At 46.1% G+C, this 11,128-nt stretch carries 18 protein-coding genes; 2 read left to right on the top strand and 16 right to left on the bottom strand.

All coding sequences use genetic code 11. The features are described from left to right. Window positions 1–27: 27 nt before the first annotated feature. Window positions 28–420: a hypothetical protein gene (locus KSW37_RS11580; RefSeq protein WP_217743476.1), complete on the bottom strand. Its 393-nt coding sequence runs from the start codon at window positions 418–420 to the stop codon at window positions 28–30. Then, the gene (locus KSW37_RS11575; protein ID WP_217314564.1) at window positions 417–659 is read right to left on the bottom strand and encodes a hypothetical protein; all 243 of its coding nucleotides are present in this window, start codon (window positions 657–659) and stop codon (window positions 417–419) included. The genes KSW37_RS11580 and KSW37_RS11575 overlap by 4 nt, the downstream gene beginning before the upstream one ends. Window positions 660–735: 76 nt before the next feature. On the opposite strand from KSW37_RS11575, the gene KSW37_RS11570 reads away from it, so the two are divergent. After that, window positions 736–930, top strand: a complete 195-nt coding sequence (locus KSW37_RS11570) for a hypothetical protein (protein WP_217314563.1) — start codon at window positions 736–738, stop codon at window positions 928–930. A gap of 101 nt (window positions 931–1,031) precedes the next feature. Here the strand turns inward: KSW37_RS11570 and KSW37_RS11565 are convergent, their stop codons facing one another. From KSW37_RS11565 to KSW37_RS11540, 6 genes are all read right to left on the bottom strand, one after another. Then, window positions 1,032–1,409, bottom strand: coding sequence for a hypothetical protein (locus KSW37_RS11565; RefSeq protein WP_217314562.1), 378 nt, complete (start codon window positions 1,407–1,409; stop codon window positions 1,032–1,034). Window positions 1,410–1,631: 222 nt separating this feature from the next. Then, a complete protein-coding gene (locus KSW37_RS11560) occupies window positions 1,632–2,036 on the bottom strand; it encodes a pilus assembly protein HicB (RefSeq protein WP_254368638.1) in 405 nt (134 codons plus the stop codon). Window positions 2,037–2,123: 87 nt separating this feature from the next. After that, a complete protein-coding gene (locus KSW37_RS11555) occupies window positions 2,124–2,309 on the bottom strand; it encodes a type II toxin-antitoxin system HicA family toxin (protein WP_217314560.1) in 186 nt (61 codons plus the stop codon). A gap of 619 nt (window positions 2,310–2,928) precedes the next feature. After that, entirely contained in the window at window positions 2,929–3,225 is a 297-nt protein-coding gene (locus KSW37_RS11550) for a hypothetical protein (protein ID WP_217743475.1), read from the bottom strand. Window positions 3,226–3,391: 166 nt separating this feature from the next. After that, window positions 3,392–3,793, bottom strand: coding sequence for a DUF5053 domain-containing protein (locus KSW37_RS11545; RefSeq protein WP_119237283.1), 402 nt, complete (start codon window positions 3,791–3,793; stop codon window positions 3,392–3,394). A gap of 43 nt (window positions 3,794–3,836) precedes the next feature. Further along, window positions 3,837–4,004 carry a hypothetical protein gene (locus KSW37_RS11540; protein WP_153094837.1) on the bottom strand — a complete coding sequence of 56 codons (168 nt, stop codon included), beginning with the start codon at window positions 4,002–4,004 and terminating at the stop codon, window positions 3,837–3,839. A 257-nt stretch (window positions 4,005–4,261) separates the two neighbouring features. Between KSW37_RS11540 and KSW37_RS11535 the strand changes: the two genes are divergently transcribed. Next, window positions 4,262–4,423 (top strand): hypothetical protein, encoded by a 162-nt coding sequence (locus tag KSW37_RS11535; protein WP_217314558.1) that lies wholly within the window; start codon window positions 4,262–4,264, stop codon window positions 4,421–4,423. A gap of 219 nt (window positions 4,424–4,642) precedes the next feature. On the opposite strand, the gene KSW37_RS11530 is transcribed toward KSW37_RS11535, so the two are convergent. From KSW37_RS11530 to KSW37_RS11495, 8 genes are all read right to left on the bottom strand, one after another. After that, a complete protein-coding gene (locus KSW37_RS11530; RefSeq protein ID WP_217314557.1) occupies window positions 4,643–5,323 on the bottom strand; it encodes a JAB domain-containing protein in 681 nt (226 codons plus the stop codon). Window position 5,324: 1 nt separating this feature from the next. Then, window positions 5,325–5,987, bottom strand: coding sequence for a phosphoribosyltransferase (locus KSW37_RS11525; RefSeq protein ID WP_217314556.1), 663 nt, complete (start codon window positions 5,985–5,987; stop codon window positions 5,325–5,327). Between the two features lie 494 nt (window positions 5,988–6,481). Further along, window positions 6,482–8,113, bottom strand: coding sequence for a hypothetical protein (locus KSW37_RS11520; protein ID WP_217314555.1), 1,632 nt, complete (start codon window positions 8,111–8,113; stop codon window positions 6,482–6,484). After that, complete coding sequence (locus KSW37_RS11515) at window positions 8,094–8,681, bottom strand: hypothetical protein (RefSeq protein WP_217314554.1); 588 nt, start codon at window positions 8,679–8,681, stop codon at window positions 8,094–8,096. The genes KSW37_RS11520 and KSW37_RS11515 overlap by 20 nt, the downstream gene beginning before the upstream one ends. A gap of 2 nt (window positions 8,682–8,683) precedes the next feature. Continuing rightward, the gene (locus KSW37_RS11510; protein ID WP_217314553.1) at window positions 8,684–8,995 is read right to left on the bottom strand and encodes a hypothetical protein; all 312 of its coding nucleotides are present in this window, start codon (window positions 8,993–8,995) and stop codon (window positions 8,684–8,686) included. Continuing rightward, window positions 8,958–9,455 carry a C4-dicarboxylate ABC transporter gene (locus tag KSW37_RS11505; protein WP_217314552.1) on the bottom strand — a complete coding sequence of 166 codons (498 nt, stop codon included), beginning with the start codon at window positions 9,453–9,455 and terminating at the stop codon, window positions 8,958–8,960. Before KSW37_RS11505 ends, KSW37_RS11510 begins: the two co-directional genes overlap by 38 nt. Continuing rightward, entirely contained in the window at window positions 9,406–10,380 is a 975-nt protein-coding gene (locus KSW37_RS11500; RefSeq protein ID WP_217314551.1) for a hypothetical protein, read from the bottom strand. The genes KSW37_RS11505 and KSW37_RS11500 overlap by 50 nt, the downstream gene beginning before the upstream one ends. Before the next feature lie 89 nt (window positions 10,381–10,469). Further along, complete coding sequence (locus tag KSW37_RS11495) at window positions 10,470–11,093, bottom strand: hypothetical protein (protein WP_217314550.1); 624 nt, start codon at window positions 11,091–11,093, stop codon at window positions 10,470–10,472. Between the last annotated feature and the right edge of the window lie 35 nt (window positions 11,094–11,128).

Genomic DNA, 11,128 nt, shown 5'->3' with positions numbered 1-11,128 from the left:
AAATGCTCAATTCAGTTGTTTGCTTCCCTAATTAAGTTTTCGGACGACCTCCCCCGCTTCTCGGTATCTCTCAAAGATTTTGTGGCGGTCGCTCTGGATGGTATTGTTGTTGAGAGTCCAGAGATTAGTCTCCTCGACCTTCGCCTTGTCTCTGAGAAATCCTGCCTCGTTGCGATGCTTTCTGCATTCACGGAGTGCTTCCTGATATTCTTTCTTGGCATCCTCGAAAGCATTACGGGCACGGCGGTAGTTTTCCCCTGCTTCATCCTCCATGCGTTCAATACTGTCCAACGAGCTCTCGTAATTCCGGCTTATAACTTGCAACTCTGCCTGGTGGCGCTTGCGCTCGTCAGCAGCTCTCACGATGTTCTCCTCCAGCTGAGCATGAAACAGCTCTGTAGTCATTCTGCTCACCATCATGCTACCTCCCCTCCGAAAATGAAACCACCAATCATGACCATCGCCATCACAGCTGCGAAACCAACCATGGTGAGCACAACCTCTCCATAGGTCACGGTCTCCCCGCAGATATAGCTGAAGGTCTCGCTCTTGGTCTTGGCGAGCTTCTTGATTTCACACTTGAGGGTATTGATACCCTCCTCAACGCTGATGCCTGCAGGTCTCACCTGCGCATCACTTAATAAAATAGAATTCTGCATATTGCATCTTCTTATAAGCATTAACAGCCGATTGTACAAAAGGGTGGCGGCTGCATTCCCCGTTGCTTATAAGAAGATGACTCATCCGGATGGATATTTCAATTCTTACGGTTCATGCAGCCGCCATGTATTGGGCATATCTATTTTCCCAGTTGGAAAAAATTATTTTCCCAGTTGGAAAAAAGATTTTCCTAGGCATAAAAAAAGCCTGCGGCTAGAAGCCATAGGCGATAACGGTCACCCAGCCGGATTGATTACAATCTTCTTATAAGCGTTGGCAAAGGTAAGAAGAATAATTGGAACCGCCAAAAAAAAAGGCAAGAATTTTTCAACTCTTGCCTTTTTTCTTTCTTTTTTATGTTATAAAACACATTATTCAGGTTTAGCGACCAAACCTTCTCTGATTTCTGAGTCTTTGCTAATTCTTTTGACCATAATATAATGCACAACGTTTTGAACAGCTGTGGTCATCTCTAACTTCCATCCACGCTTAGCCATATAATTTACAGCATCCATAGCAGTATTGAATTTCATAGGCTTTCCATTCTCATCCCATATAGCTTCAAAGGAGTGTCCAGAAGATACTTCACCAAGGTCTAGTTGGATTTTAATTTTTCCAATGCCCCAAGCATTATAAGCCATCATTGTACAATAGACAGGATACTTTCCATCCTCTGTTTGTACAACACTTTGCGCTTTAGCGCCCATAGTTATCAAGGCGATAACCAACATTAAAATTATTTTTTTCATACCATGATATTTTAAAACTTCTTGCAATGTAAGGAGAAAAAATGGAACCGCCAAAAAAAAATGCTGGAAATTTTGAAATAAATGACTTTTTTATGTTGTAGAGCATAAAAACATGGGGTTGAGGAATGAAAAGGAACAAAAAAGCCCCCGATGCGTCACGCACGGAGGGCTCAGAGATCTTAATTAAATTTCCTACATAATTATATGAAAACTGTCAGTGAACTAAATCACGGCAGTTTGCATTTCTTGTGAAATCTGACGCAGACAGTCCAAAATCTGCTGCTTGCGCTTCTGGCTAGGTTCATGCTTACCCATGGCATACTGGCGCATAAGTGATGCATTGACACCCGCCTTTTTCGCCACTCCGCTCATATTGAGGTATGAGTAATAATCGAAGAACGAACCGATGTCAAACCGGAACACGAACTCCAACTCAGGCATCTGCTTGCCCTCCTCTTCAAGAAGCTCTTTGATTTCCTTCTGCGCCACATACATATCCTCAATAGCTTGCTTGGCTGTGTTACCATACCCAGCAAGTGCAAAGTCAGGAAGTTCATCAACCATGAAGCAAGAGAAGTTCTTCTCCTGCTTGCCTTTCTCTACCTGTATCGTTACTTTTGTTGCCATACTTTTAAACCAATTAAAAAGAGACCTTAAAACCAACCACTCCATCCGTCTCAACGAACTTGGTCAACTAGAGAAAAATTGCCGGGCTTAAAGCCCGAGCAATCTTTCTAGAATACTGTCGTAAGTCTTTTTAGGGACTTCCCGACTGCCGTGTCGTGGAACCGGACATTTGAGTCCTGTAATAGGACTATACCAAACGTCGTGATTTCCACCATGCCGAACAACGAAGCATCCCGCTCGGTTCAGCTGTCTAACTAGTTGACTAGTTTTCATCTTATGTAAGGAATTTAATTAATTAAAAGATCTCTTTGTCTGAAAGACGATGCAAAGATAACAAAAAAGTTATGTTCTACCAAATAAAAAGATAACTTTTTTGTTATATCCAGTAAGATTTAACATTTGGGGAAGAAAATCTAGGGGTTGAGGAATAAAAAGGAATGAAAGTGTAATGAAGTGGAAAGAAAAGGAATGAAAACGGAATGATTTCCCCGATATTCTCCATTTTTCTCCGATATTCTCCATTTTTCTCCGAAATTCTCTGATTTTCTCCAGATATGACCGCAAAAACGACCGCGAATGACCGGAAACGACCGCGAAAATGGGTCAACTGGCAAGAGTTTGAGGAATGAAATGGAAAGAAAAGGAATAAAAAGGAATGATTTTCCACGTATTTTCCGTGAAAATTCCACAAAATTCCACGAAATTCTCCGTTTTTCTCTGTTTTTCCACGGTTATTCAATAAAATTCCACAGATATTCAATAAAATTCCGTATATTTGCAACGGTTTTAGTAAATAATATATATTAAGGTATGGAAAGAAAAGATTTATTTTACGACATTATAATCACACTGGCCAATGTTGTTTGCGCCATCGTGTCTGTATTATGTGCCCTTATAATTTTACTGCATTGTAAATAGTAAGTGCAAGTGTTATCAGCATCGACACAAAAGAGACCGTAGCACTAGCTATACCCACGAACAGCTTATACTCCTTCAGTTTCTCCATCAGTTTTTGACGTTTGAGGTATCTAGCCAACCCCATTTGTGCAGCCTTGCATCCCTTGTCTGTAAGCTGAGCCCTCCAATCGTAATCTCCTGTATAAACTATCAAGCCATCAATCTCCAACATAGTCACCACATCATTGGCAAGAACTCTGTCATCAGACAACTCGTCAACATAAGCTAGCATTGACTCTCTGACCATTGCGGTCTCATTTGCAAGAAGTTGCTTAATTGTAGCATCTGCCACTCTCATCTGTCTTTCGGAATAAACCATAATAAAAAATGTTTTAATGTGAACAATAAGAAATCCCCGGCACGGCTCTGTGTCGGGGACGATGTGTGAATAGATAACCCTATGCTAACTGCAAAGAGCTAATGCGTTGTCCAATCTCCTGGACGGCACGATTGAAAATATCTTTCTGCTCGGAATTGAGCGTGTAAACATGACCGCGAACCTCTGAGCCATTGAGACGCTGAGAGAGCCATGCTGCGCTTTTGCCGAAGTAATTCTGTGCGATGTAACGAAGTGGCAGCAACTTGTAATCTTCCTCTGCAAGCTGCTCACGCAAAGTCAGGACTTCACTCTGAAGCTGCTCCATCTTTTGGTTGATGAAAGCCTTTGCTTCCTCTCTATCACTATCATCAGCATTTAATTTGATGTAGTTTAAAATTTCTGTTTTGCGAGCTTCGCTCTTTTCGTCTTCCTTGCCTGCAAGAGAAGCGTATTCCTTAAGTAAATCCGTATTATTATTCATATCTTTTATTTTTTAAATCCCCTCCCGAAGGAGGGGTAAGTTTTTACTTCTTTTTTCTTTTCTTAATCAGAACTGAAAGCTGGTCTAAAACGCTGTCTGTAAACTTCCAATAAGTTTCATCATCAATGTGATAAGCTTCTCTCAGCCTGATGTAATCACTTAGCAGTTTCTTCTTAATTCTAATCTGCTTTTCTAACTCTTCTTCATTCATCTGTTGAATTTTAAATTGTTAAACATCTAGTTATCTATTCACGATGCAAAGATACATAAAATTCTTTTAATAACCAAATAAAACATAAACTTTCTTTTATAATTAACTCATTTTTAACATTTCACCCCCATCAAACACGGTTTTTACCTCTTTTTCTCATCATTCTTGAATGATGTCAAACAATGTTATTACCTCTTTTACCCCGAAATGCAATGTAGGGGTTCGCTCGAAAACGGCTCGTTTCTTGTGGCAATTTCATGGAAATTGGCATAAGTAGCCGTTTTCGAGCGGGCAATCAATGGCAATTGATTGCAAAATTTGGGCATTTTGCACAAATTTTCCACGGTCATTTTTGCCAACTTGCTGAAAATCATGGATTTTTGAAAAGTTGGAGCAAAAAAGGGCGTGCCTTGCTGTAAGCATAGCCCCCACCGCCCTACGCTCGGAGGCAATTGCCACGGCTGACTGGAGCGGTATATGTAAGGGATTTTTCATGTGGCAATTGCCCCTTTCCCCGACTGCTGCCCCGAATTGCCATCGCTCTCGCTATCTCTATCCCCCTCCCTTTATCCGCGGTTATCAGCAAGATTGCAAGAAAGAGAAAGGGCAACGTGTTCCTATCACGTTGCCCATGGTTCCTATAGTCTGCCCTTGTCGTGATAGCTGTAGAATGCTCCATCTGTTACTATCACATGGTCCATAAAGAAGAGGCGCATGACTTGACAAGCCTTGGCTATCTGCTGGGTCAGCACATCGTCCGCCTTGCTTGGCTGCGTGTTGCCAGATGGGTGATTGTGCACGAATGCCATGATGGTTGCACCGCTCAAGACTGCCTCCCTCATGAGGATACGAATATCCACTGAAGTCTCTGTTATCCCTCCTTCGCTCAGTTTCACGCTCTTGATGAGTCTGAAATTTTGGTTCATAAAGATGGCGTGTGCCTGCTCCACCTTTAGGTCTGCCATCTGCGGAAGCATGTAGTTGTATATGGCTAGACTGCTGCCCATGTCGGGCTTGCTGCCCAACTTCTCCACTGCCCTGCGCTTGCCTAGTTCCAAAGCTGCGAGTACTGCCAACGCCTTGCAGTCGCCTATTCCCTGCACTACCTGCATTTCGTCCATGGATAACTTTGCAAGGTTACTGAGGTTGTTGTCTGCCATGTTCATCAGTTGCCTAGCCTGGCTTAGGCTTTCGGCTGTTCCTGCCCCTCTGTTGATTACCATGGATAACAATTCGGTGTTACTGAGTGAATCGAATCCGTAATTAGCTGCCTTGAACTCTGGTCGCTCGTCTGCTAGTATATCATTGTACTTCTTCATGTTACGCTACTTTATTATAGTTGTTGTTTGATTTCTTGATGATATTAACACCCTGTGGGAAACATCTCTTTGAGTGTGCAACTGCCTCATAAAAGCCTTCTGCCATCTCCTGCAACACGCCTCTGTTGCTTATTGGGTCGTGGTGAATTGTGCGAGCCAAAAAGATTTCTCTCTCCACATAAGCACCTGCCGCCTCCAACTTTCTTCTGAAGTCCTCGATGGTCTTGCCGCTAGTCAGCAGGTCGTCGAATAGAATGACCTGCTTGCCTTTGAAGTACTCGCCATCAACGGAAACGTGATAAATGTCTTCGTTAACTACGTGGCTGCCTCCGTTGTGGGTTGGCTTGCGCTCTCCAAAGATGTGAACGTGCTCGTTTGCGGTCATGATGCCTGCTGCATTGAGGATGGCTGCGAGATAGCCGAATCGCTTGTTATATTTCCATTGGGTGCTGCATGGAGCAAAGACTACAACGAAGTCCTCTAAGATACTGCTATACTGCTTTGTAAGATAGCGAACTAGCCACTCAGCGCAGAGGTGTGCCGCCTTCTTTTCGCCTGCCTTGAAGTCGTAGACGAAGCGGTTGTTTGCCATCTGCTGTGCCTTGTCAACGCAAAGGTTGATGTAAGCGTTTGGAACGTACTCTAAGAAATAATTCTGTCTCATATCGAAAAATTTTATAAAGTTTGAAATTGTATTCTGGTAATGTTTGGGAGTCCAGAGATTTTTCCCACTCCTGCTGTGGAGTATTTTTTTTAATTGCATTCCGTTCAAAGCCCGGTGTGCCCTTTCGATTTTTCCTATGCTTTAACAATGCGCTGGCAGAGGCAAACAGGTGTGGGGTTCTGTGTTAACAAAAGGTAAAGGTTTAGTGAAGCGTGAAGAACCTTTGGCTTTTGTTAACCCAGGTTCATGCACAGGTTTGAATCGCCAGAAGCTACCTTTGCATAGGAAATTTCGGATGGGAACACATGACGGGCGGCGGAGAATGCAATAAAAAAAGTACGGAACAGCATCAAACTCACCATCGGAGATACCGCTTTCTCACACACCAAGAAAGTAAAAAGGCTGCCTACTCTCACGAGCAAGCAGCCAAGGAATCATAAAATAAATAAAGAATAAACTACATTAAAGCTATATAAATCATTATCGAAAAAAGCCTATCTAGGGTAATAGTTGCTCATGCCTCCCGTGTAGAGGACGGTCTGAGGGAACTTATCAACGCCTATGCAAACGGTATCGAAGGCATCGGAGAAGTCGGTTCGGTTCTCAAGACGGTCTTCATCTGTCTCCACGAGTTTCTCACCTCGCTTATCCTTGCCGTTGTTGTAACAGCCGGCACTCTCGATTGAGATGATCAGGTCCTCGTTATTGTCCTGGTTGATGAGAACCATGTGGCGCGCATGTCCCTTGAACATGCGGTCGATGAGCAACTGCTTCTCAAGATGGTTCATCGGCTTGCCGATGTAGACCTCCGTAACGAGCCATCCATTCCTTCGCAGCACCTTGGTGATAATCTGGTAGAATTTATCGTTGTGGGTTGCATAGGAGTTGCCCACGAAGGTGGCATCGTAGTAGAAGATGACTCGCTTGTTCTTGAGATACTTGTAATAATCGCAGAAGTCCTGAGCCAGCTCAGGCAACTTCTTGTCATACTTCACATAGAATGAGTTGACGATGCGCAGCTTGGTATCGGAACCCACCTGCCCGACAACGAGACAGTTGATGTTGTTGTTGGCATCGGAACCAATGATCAGCGGTAAACCGTCCTCCAGGTCGCCATCCATGCGGCAGTCCGGCTTGTCGTGCTTAGGGTCGAACTTATACTGCAGGTCATTGAGGAACCTGGTGTTCGGTGCCGTATAGAAGTTGCGATCCTCATCAAGCCCGGAGTAGAAACCATCCTGTGCAATGCCTACATGCTGGCACATGATGCTCGTGAGGAAGGTCATCTTTGGCAGGTCTCGCTTCATCTGTCTGATGAAGTCCTCGCCCAGAACTGCGAGGTTCTGAATGCTCGAGCACCTGGAATACACCAGGGCATAGGAGCGGAGGGAGTGCAGAACCTTCTCGTATTTCTGCACCTGCGACATGTAGTAATCGTACCGCTCTGGGTGAGCAGCCAGCTTGTTTCGGATGCTATGCAGATGCACCAGTACCGTCTCGAGAGTAGCAATCAGCTCCTTATCCATCTTCTTCTCCCACGACATGAACCAGGAACCTTTTTTGGTCGCCGATGTATCTGAAGTAATTGTCAGACCATGGTGGAGACAGCAGTCACCGAACAACTGCTTGTTTCCACGGTTTGCCGGGAGCGTCTCATTGTTGAGCTGCTCCCAGTCAATAAATTTCGCCTCGTCGATGAAGACATGGTCGAGAGAGAGGGAGTTGGAAGTTCCGCTGCGGTCCTGAGAGATGATATTGAGATAGCTACCATTATAAAAGGCTACGGTATTCTCCCAGTTCATAGGCTGGAAGTGCGGTTCCTGCCAATGCAGCGCCTTCCACGGTTTTTTGCCAACGATGTAGTGGACATCGCGCTTGTAGCCCCACTCCTCGAGGTGGACCAGAGCTGAAGGAAGGATGTTGGTCTGACATCGCTTGACGGATGGCGCCACCATGCCCAGGCATGAGCCTGGCATGTGCTGCACGGCATAGAGGATGCGGCCAGCCTCGACCACACCCTTTCCGGTACCACGGCCCCACTCGCAGACCAGCGTCTTAGGCATGAGCTGCAGGACGCGCGACTGCACGTCGTTGAAAAATAACTCCTTAGGTCTTGCTGTCATCATCTGGAAGTTCTTCAAAGTCAGCATCCTCGATGTCCGGCATCGAGTAGCGCTTCTCCATTTTTTTGATTTTTGCACGAAGATTTGGAATCTTCTGCAAACCGATGACTGTCGGATCATCTGTCATGCGGAACTCAACAGGAACGATCTTGTCAAATGCAAGCTCAGGCTCATCAGGTGTGTCGGTGCGGTTGTTCTTGATGCGGTTCTTCTGCATCTGGGCTAGGGCACGGAAATCCCCTGCAGCCTTGGCAGCCTTGCGGTCCTCGTCTATCTCCTGGTTTACCTTCCACCGCCAGAACTCCTTTGAGGCGGCGTTGAGATTGCCGAGCATGACCTGGCAGAGATGAATATCATCGTATGCCTGTGTCTCGCTTACGCCGAACATGGCCTTGTCCTGATCAACCATCTCCCTGACGGTAAAGCGTGGATAGCGCAGCCAGAATGCGTAGCAGCCACGCAGCCGCTCCACTCTCGCCTTGATGATGGCAGAGATGTGAAGTTCCTGAAGCTCATCCTCGTTGAGAGGCATGTACTTCATGTAGTCATCAATGTTGACTGGTAGACTCATATCTAACTGAGGTTAGCCATAATCTGCGAGAGTTGCGACATGATGGACTGGTAGGCTCCAGGAGAGCCAACCTTGGCGAGCGCTATATTGTTGATGCGTAAATCATTAGCGGTCTCCGCTAAACCTTTAAGGTAGCGGTGTCGATAGGGTGAGCGCGGTTCCTGCAGCTCCAACTGCATGGCCATGGCCTCGTCAGGAGGCAGTTCCATCATGATGGGCACCTCTTCTACCGGTGTCATGGTCTTTGCCAGGTCATAGACCGTCTGCAGGTAAAGTTCACTCTCTTCCAGATAGGGAAATTGTTGTCGTATCATCCAGCAAATTATTTAACATGTTATTGAGATTGAGATAGACATCTCTGTCAGTCGTGATGAACGTGCACTCAGCACGGTCACCATACGTCTGGTTCTGAGATGTAATCACAGAGACTAACCACTCGCTGTTAGCAACGAGCATGACTTTGGAGTGGTTGAGCGTCAGTTTAACTTCATCAAAAGCCTCTGTCATCAAGCGACTTAGCTTTAAAGTTTTACTTGAAGCTTTAATGTCTGCCACTAACACTGAGGAGTCAACCAACCCTCGCTTGCGAAGGTTGATGACTCCACAGAGGAAGGCATCGGATGTGGAGAAGGTGGTGACAGCAATGTGCGCTGCACCTGTCTGCTCTAGAATCCACCCCAACAGACCAAGGGTGTGAAGACCTTGGCCAAGGAAGACCTGCGAGCTACTCTGCTGAAGCGGCTTCAGGACTTGCTGTATCTGCTTCGCCCTCATCTGTAACCTCCTCTTCTGCACTCTCTGGCTGCTCCTCGCCATCGTCTGAAGCCTGCTGCTCAACGGTTATGCCAGCCTGCTGAAGCTTGGCGATGGTATCAGCGGTGATTTCAGCCTTTGCTGTAATCAAGAGCTGCACCCGCTCATTGACCTTAGCTCGCAAGGCATCAGCCTTGTCTGTGTTGCCAGCCTCCACGAATCCAATGAGTTGGTTAAGGTTCTTGGTGATGTAGGAGCGAGCATTGCCTATCTGCTTGGAGGTGATGTCAGCTACTGGCTGCTCATCCGCTTGCTTCTCCCCGGCATCACCCGGCTTGGCATGGTCGTAGACGTCCATGGACTGCTTGTATGCATAGTACTCCTCCTTGAGTGTAAGGAGCATACGTTTGAAGTCTTCGTCGGCAGCATGCAAGCCCTCGTATCTGTCACATGACATGTCGTAAGCTTTGCAAGCCTCAAAGTGTTCCTTGATTTTTTTCCAAAGAGCGCAGTTGTTATCCCAGATAGCCTGGATGTTTTCAGGCAACTGGTCATGATCTGCTCGTTTGCCCTTGGCTACGATGGCAGAAGGCACGATGGAATCGAGGTTTTCTGACTCCACGACCGGAAGATGAGGTGCTAGCTGCTTTGCAATCTTGTCTGCTTCTGAGGTCTTGTCAACCGCAGTCTGAAGAACTGGCGTGACTGTCTTGTCATAGTTGCGGACATCATCGATGGTCATGCCTTCGATGCGATAGTTGAGATGTTTTTGCAGCTCATATTTGAGCAACTCGAGTTTGCCCTGTGGGTCGAAGTTGATGAGTTGATAGAGGTGGCGGTTGTTATTCATCTGAAGGAGGAGCAGCGCTCCCTCCCTGATGTTGGCATCGGTATGCTCGCAGTCAAACCACTTCTTCAACTTCTCTGTGAATTTCGGATCATTCATAATAAATAGAAAATTAAAATGGCGAGGCGAGCTCATGTAAGCATCACCCCGCCACACATAGTAGTTATGAAGGAAAATCGAATCCTATGTTAATGGCCGTCTGTACTAGCAGCGACCTCCACTGGCTTGCAATCCTTACCAGAGATGGTACCTTCAGCAGTTGTGAGGGTACCGAAGTAGAATGGAGGCATGGTCTCGCAGTTGGCAGAGATTTCCAGCGTGGTATTAGTCTCGTCTGCAATGCCTGCACCAGAAGACTGAGAAGGTGTCACGTCGACCTCGAAGGTCTCGTCACCGAACTGACGAAGCTTGCCGTTGCGCTCAGGAATCATGAAGATACCATCTTCATTGAGAAGCAGAGAAGCGAGTGCAGACGCTTCCTCCTCTGTACCTGGGAGGACGGCTGTTGCCTTGAGGTTCATGGTCTTGCAGCCATGCTCACCCTGCGCCTCTGGCGAGAAGGAACTCTTGTCTGTGATGAAGGCAATCTTAATCCAGATCTTGTCTGCCTGAATGGTGTGGCTATCCTTGATGACGAGATAATCCTTGAGTGATGCTGCAGTCTCCTTCTGTGGCTCTGCAAACTTTGTGATGTAACGACGTGGAATGAAGAAGCCGTAGGCTCTGGTACCCGGCAGTCGCTTCTCTCCAGGACACTTCAACACATCCTCATAAAGGTCTGTGGTTGAAGCACATGTTTTCTTTGTTGCCATATATCAATATATAATATAATGTATAACCATGGACA

Source organism: Segatella copri (assembly GCF_019127135.1).
GTDB lineage: Bacteria > Bacteroidota > Bacteroidia > Bacteroidales > Bacteroidaceae > Prevotella.
Note: the sequence above shows the minus strand (reverse complement) of the source record. Positions and strands in the feature narration are given on the sequence as shown.

Excerpts from the sequence above, each read along its gene's own strand:
- KSW37_RS11570 (WP_217314563.1), top strand. The coding sequence starts at position 736 with ATGACTCATCCGGATGGATATTTCAATTCTTACGGTTCATGCAGCCGC.
- KSW37_RS11510 (WP_217314553.1), bottom strand. The coding sequence starts at position 8,995 with ATGATACGACAACAATTTCCCTATCTGGAAGAGAGTGAACTTTACCTG.
- KSW37_RS11525 (WP_217314556.1), bottom strand. The coding sequence starts at position 5,987 with ATGAGACAGAATTATTTCTTAGAGTACGTTCCAAACGCTTACATCAAC.
- KSW37_RS11540 (WP_153094837.1), bottom strand. The coding sequence starts at position 4,004 with ATGAATGAAGAAGAGTTAGAAAAGCAGATTAGAATTAAGAAGAAACTG.
- KSW37_RS11545 (WP_119237283.1), bottom strand. The coding sequence starts at position 3,793 with ATGAATAATAATACGGATTTACTTAAGGAATACGCTTCTCTTGCAGGC.
- KSW37_RS11555 (WP_217314560.1), bottom strand. The coding sequence starts at position 2,309 with ATGAAAACTAGTCAACTAGTTAGACAGCTGAACCGAGCGGGATGCTTC.
- KSW37_RS11505 (WP_217314552.1), bottom strand. The coding sequence starts at position 9,455 with ATGAGGGCGAAGCAGATACAGCAAGTCCTGAAGCCGCTTCAGCAGAGT.
- KSW37_RS11515 (WP_217314554.1), bottom strand. The coding sequence starts at position 8,681 with ATGAGTCTACCAGTCAACATTGATGACTACATGAAGTACATGCCTCTC.
- KSW37_RS11535 (WP_217314558.1), top strand. The coding sequence starts at position 4,262 with ATGGAAATTGGCATAAGTAGCCGTTTTCGAGCGGGCAATCAATGGCAA.
- KSW37_RS11530 (WP_217314557.1), bottom strand. The coding sequence starts at position 5,323 with ATGAAGAAGTACAATGATATACTAGCAGACGAGCGACCAGAGTTCAAG.
- KSW37_RS11495 (WP_217314550.1), bottom strand. The coding sequence starts at position 11,093 with ATGGCAACAAAGAAAACATGTGCTTCAACCACAGACCTTTATGAGGAT.
- KSW37_RS11520 (WP_217314555.1), bottom strand. The coding sequence starts at position 8,113 with ATGATGACAGCAAGACCTAAGGAGTTATTTTTCAACGACGTGCAGTCG.
- KSW37_RS11550 (WP_217743475.1), bottom strand. The coding sequence starts at position 3,225 with ATGCTAGCTTATGTTGACGAGTTGTCTGATGACAGAGTTCTTGCCAAT.
- KSW37_RS11500 (WP_217314551.1), bottom strand. The coding sequence starts at position 10,380 with ATGAATGATCCGAAATTCACAGAGAAGTTGAAGAAGTGGTTTGACTGC.
- KSW37_RS11580 (WP_217743476.1), bottom strand. The coding sequence starts at position 420 with ATGATGGTGAGCAGAATGACTACAGAGCTGTTTCATGCTCAGCTGGAG.
- KSW37_RS11565 (WP_217314562.1), bottom strand. The coding sequence starts at position 1,409 with ATGAAAAAAATAATTTTAATGTTGGTTATCGCCTTGATAACTATGGGC.
- KSW37_RS11560 (WP_254368638.1), bottom strand. The coding sequence starts at position 2,036 with ATGGCAACAAAAGTAACGATACAGGTAGAGAAAGGCAAGCAGGAGAAG.
- KSW37_RS11575 (WP_217314564.1), bottom strand. The coding sequence starts at position 659 with ATGCAGAATTCTATTTTATTAAGTGATGCGCAGGTGAGACCTGCAGGC.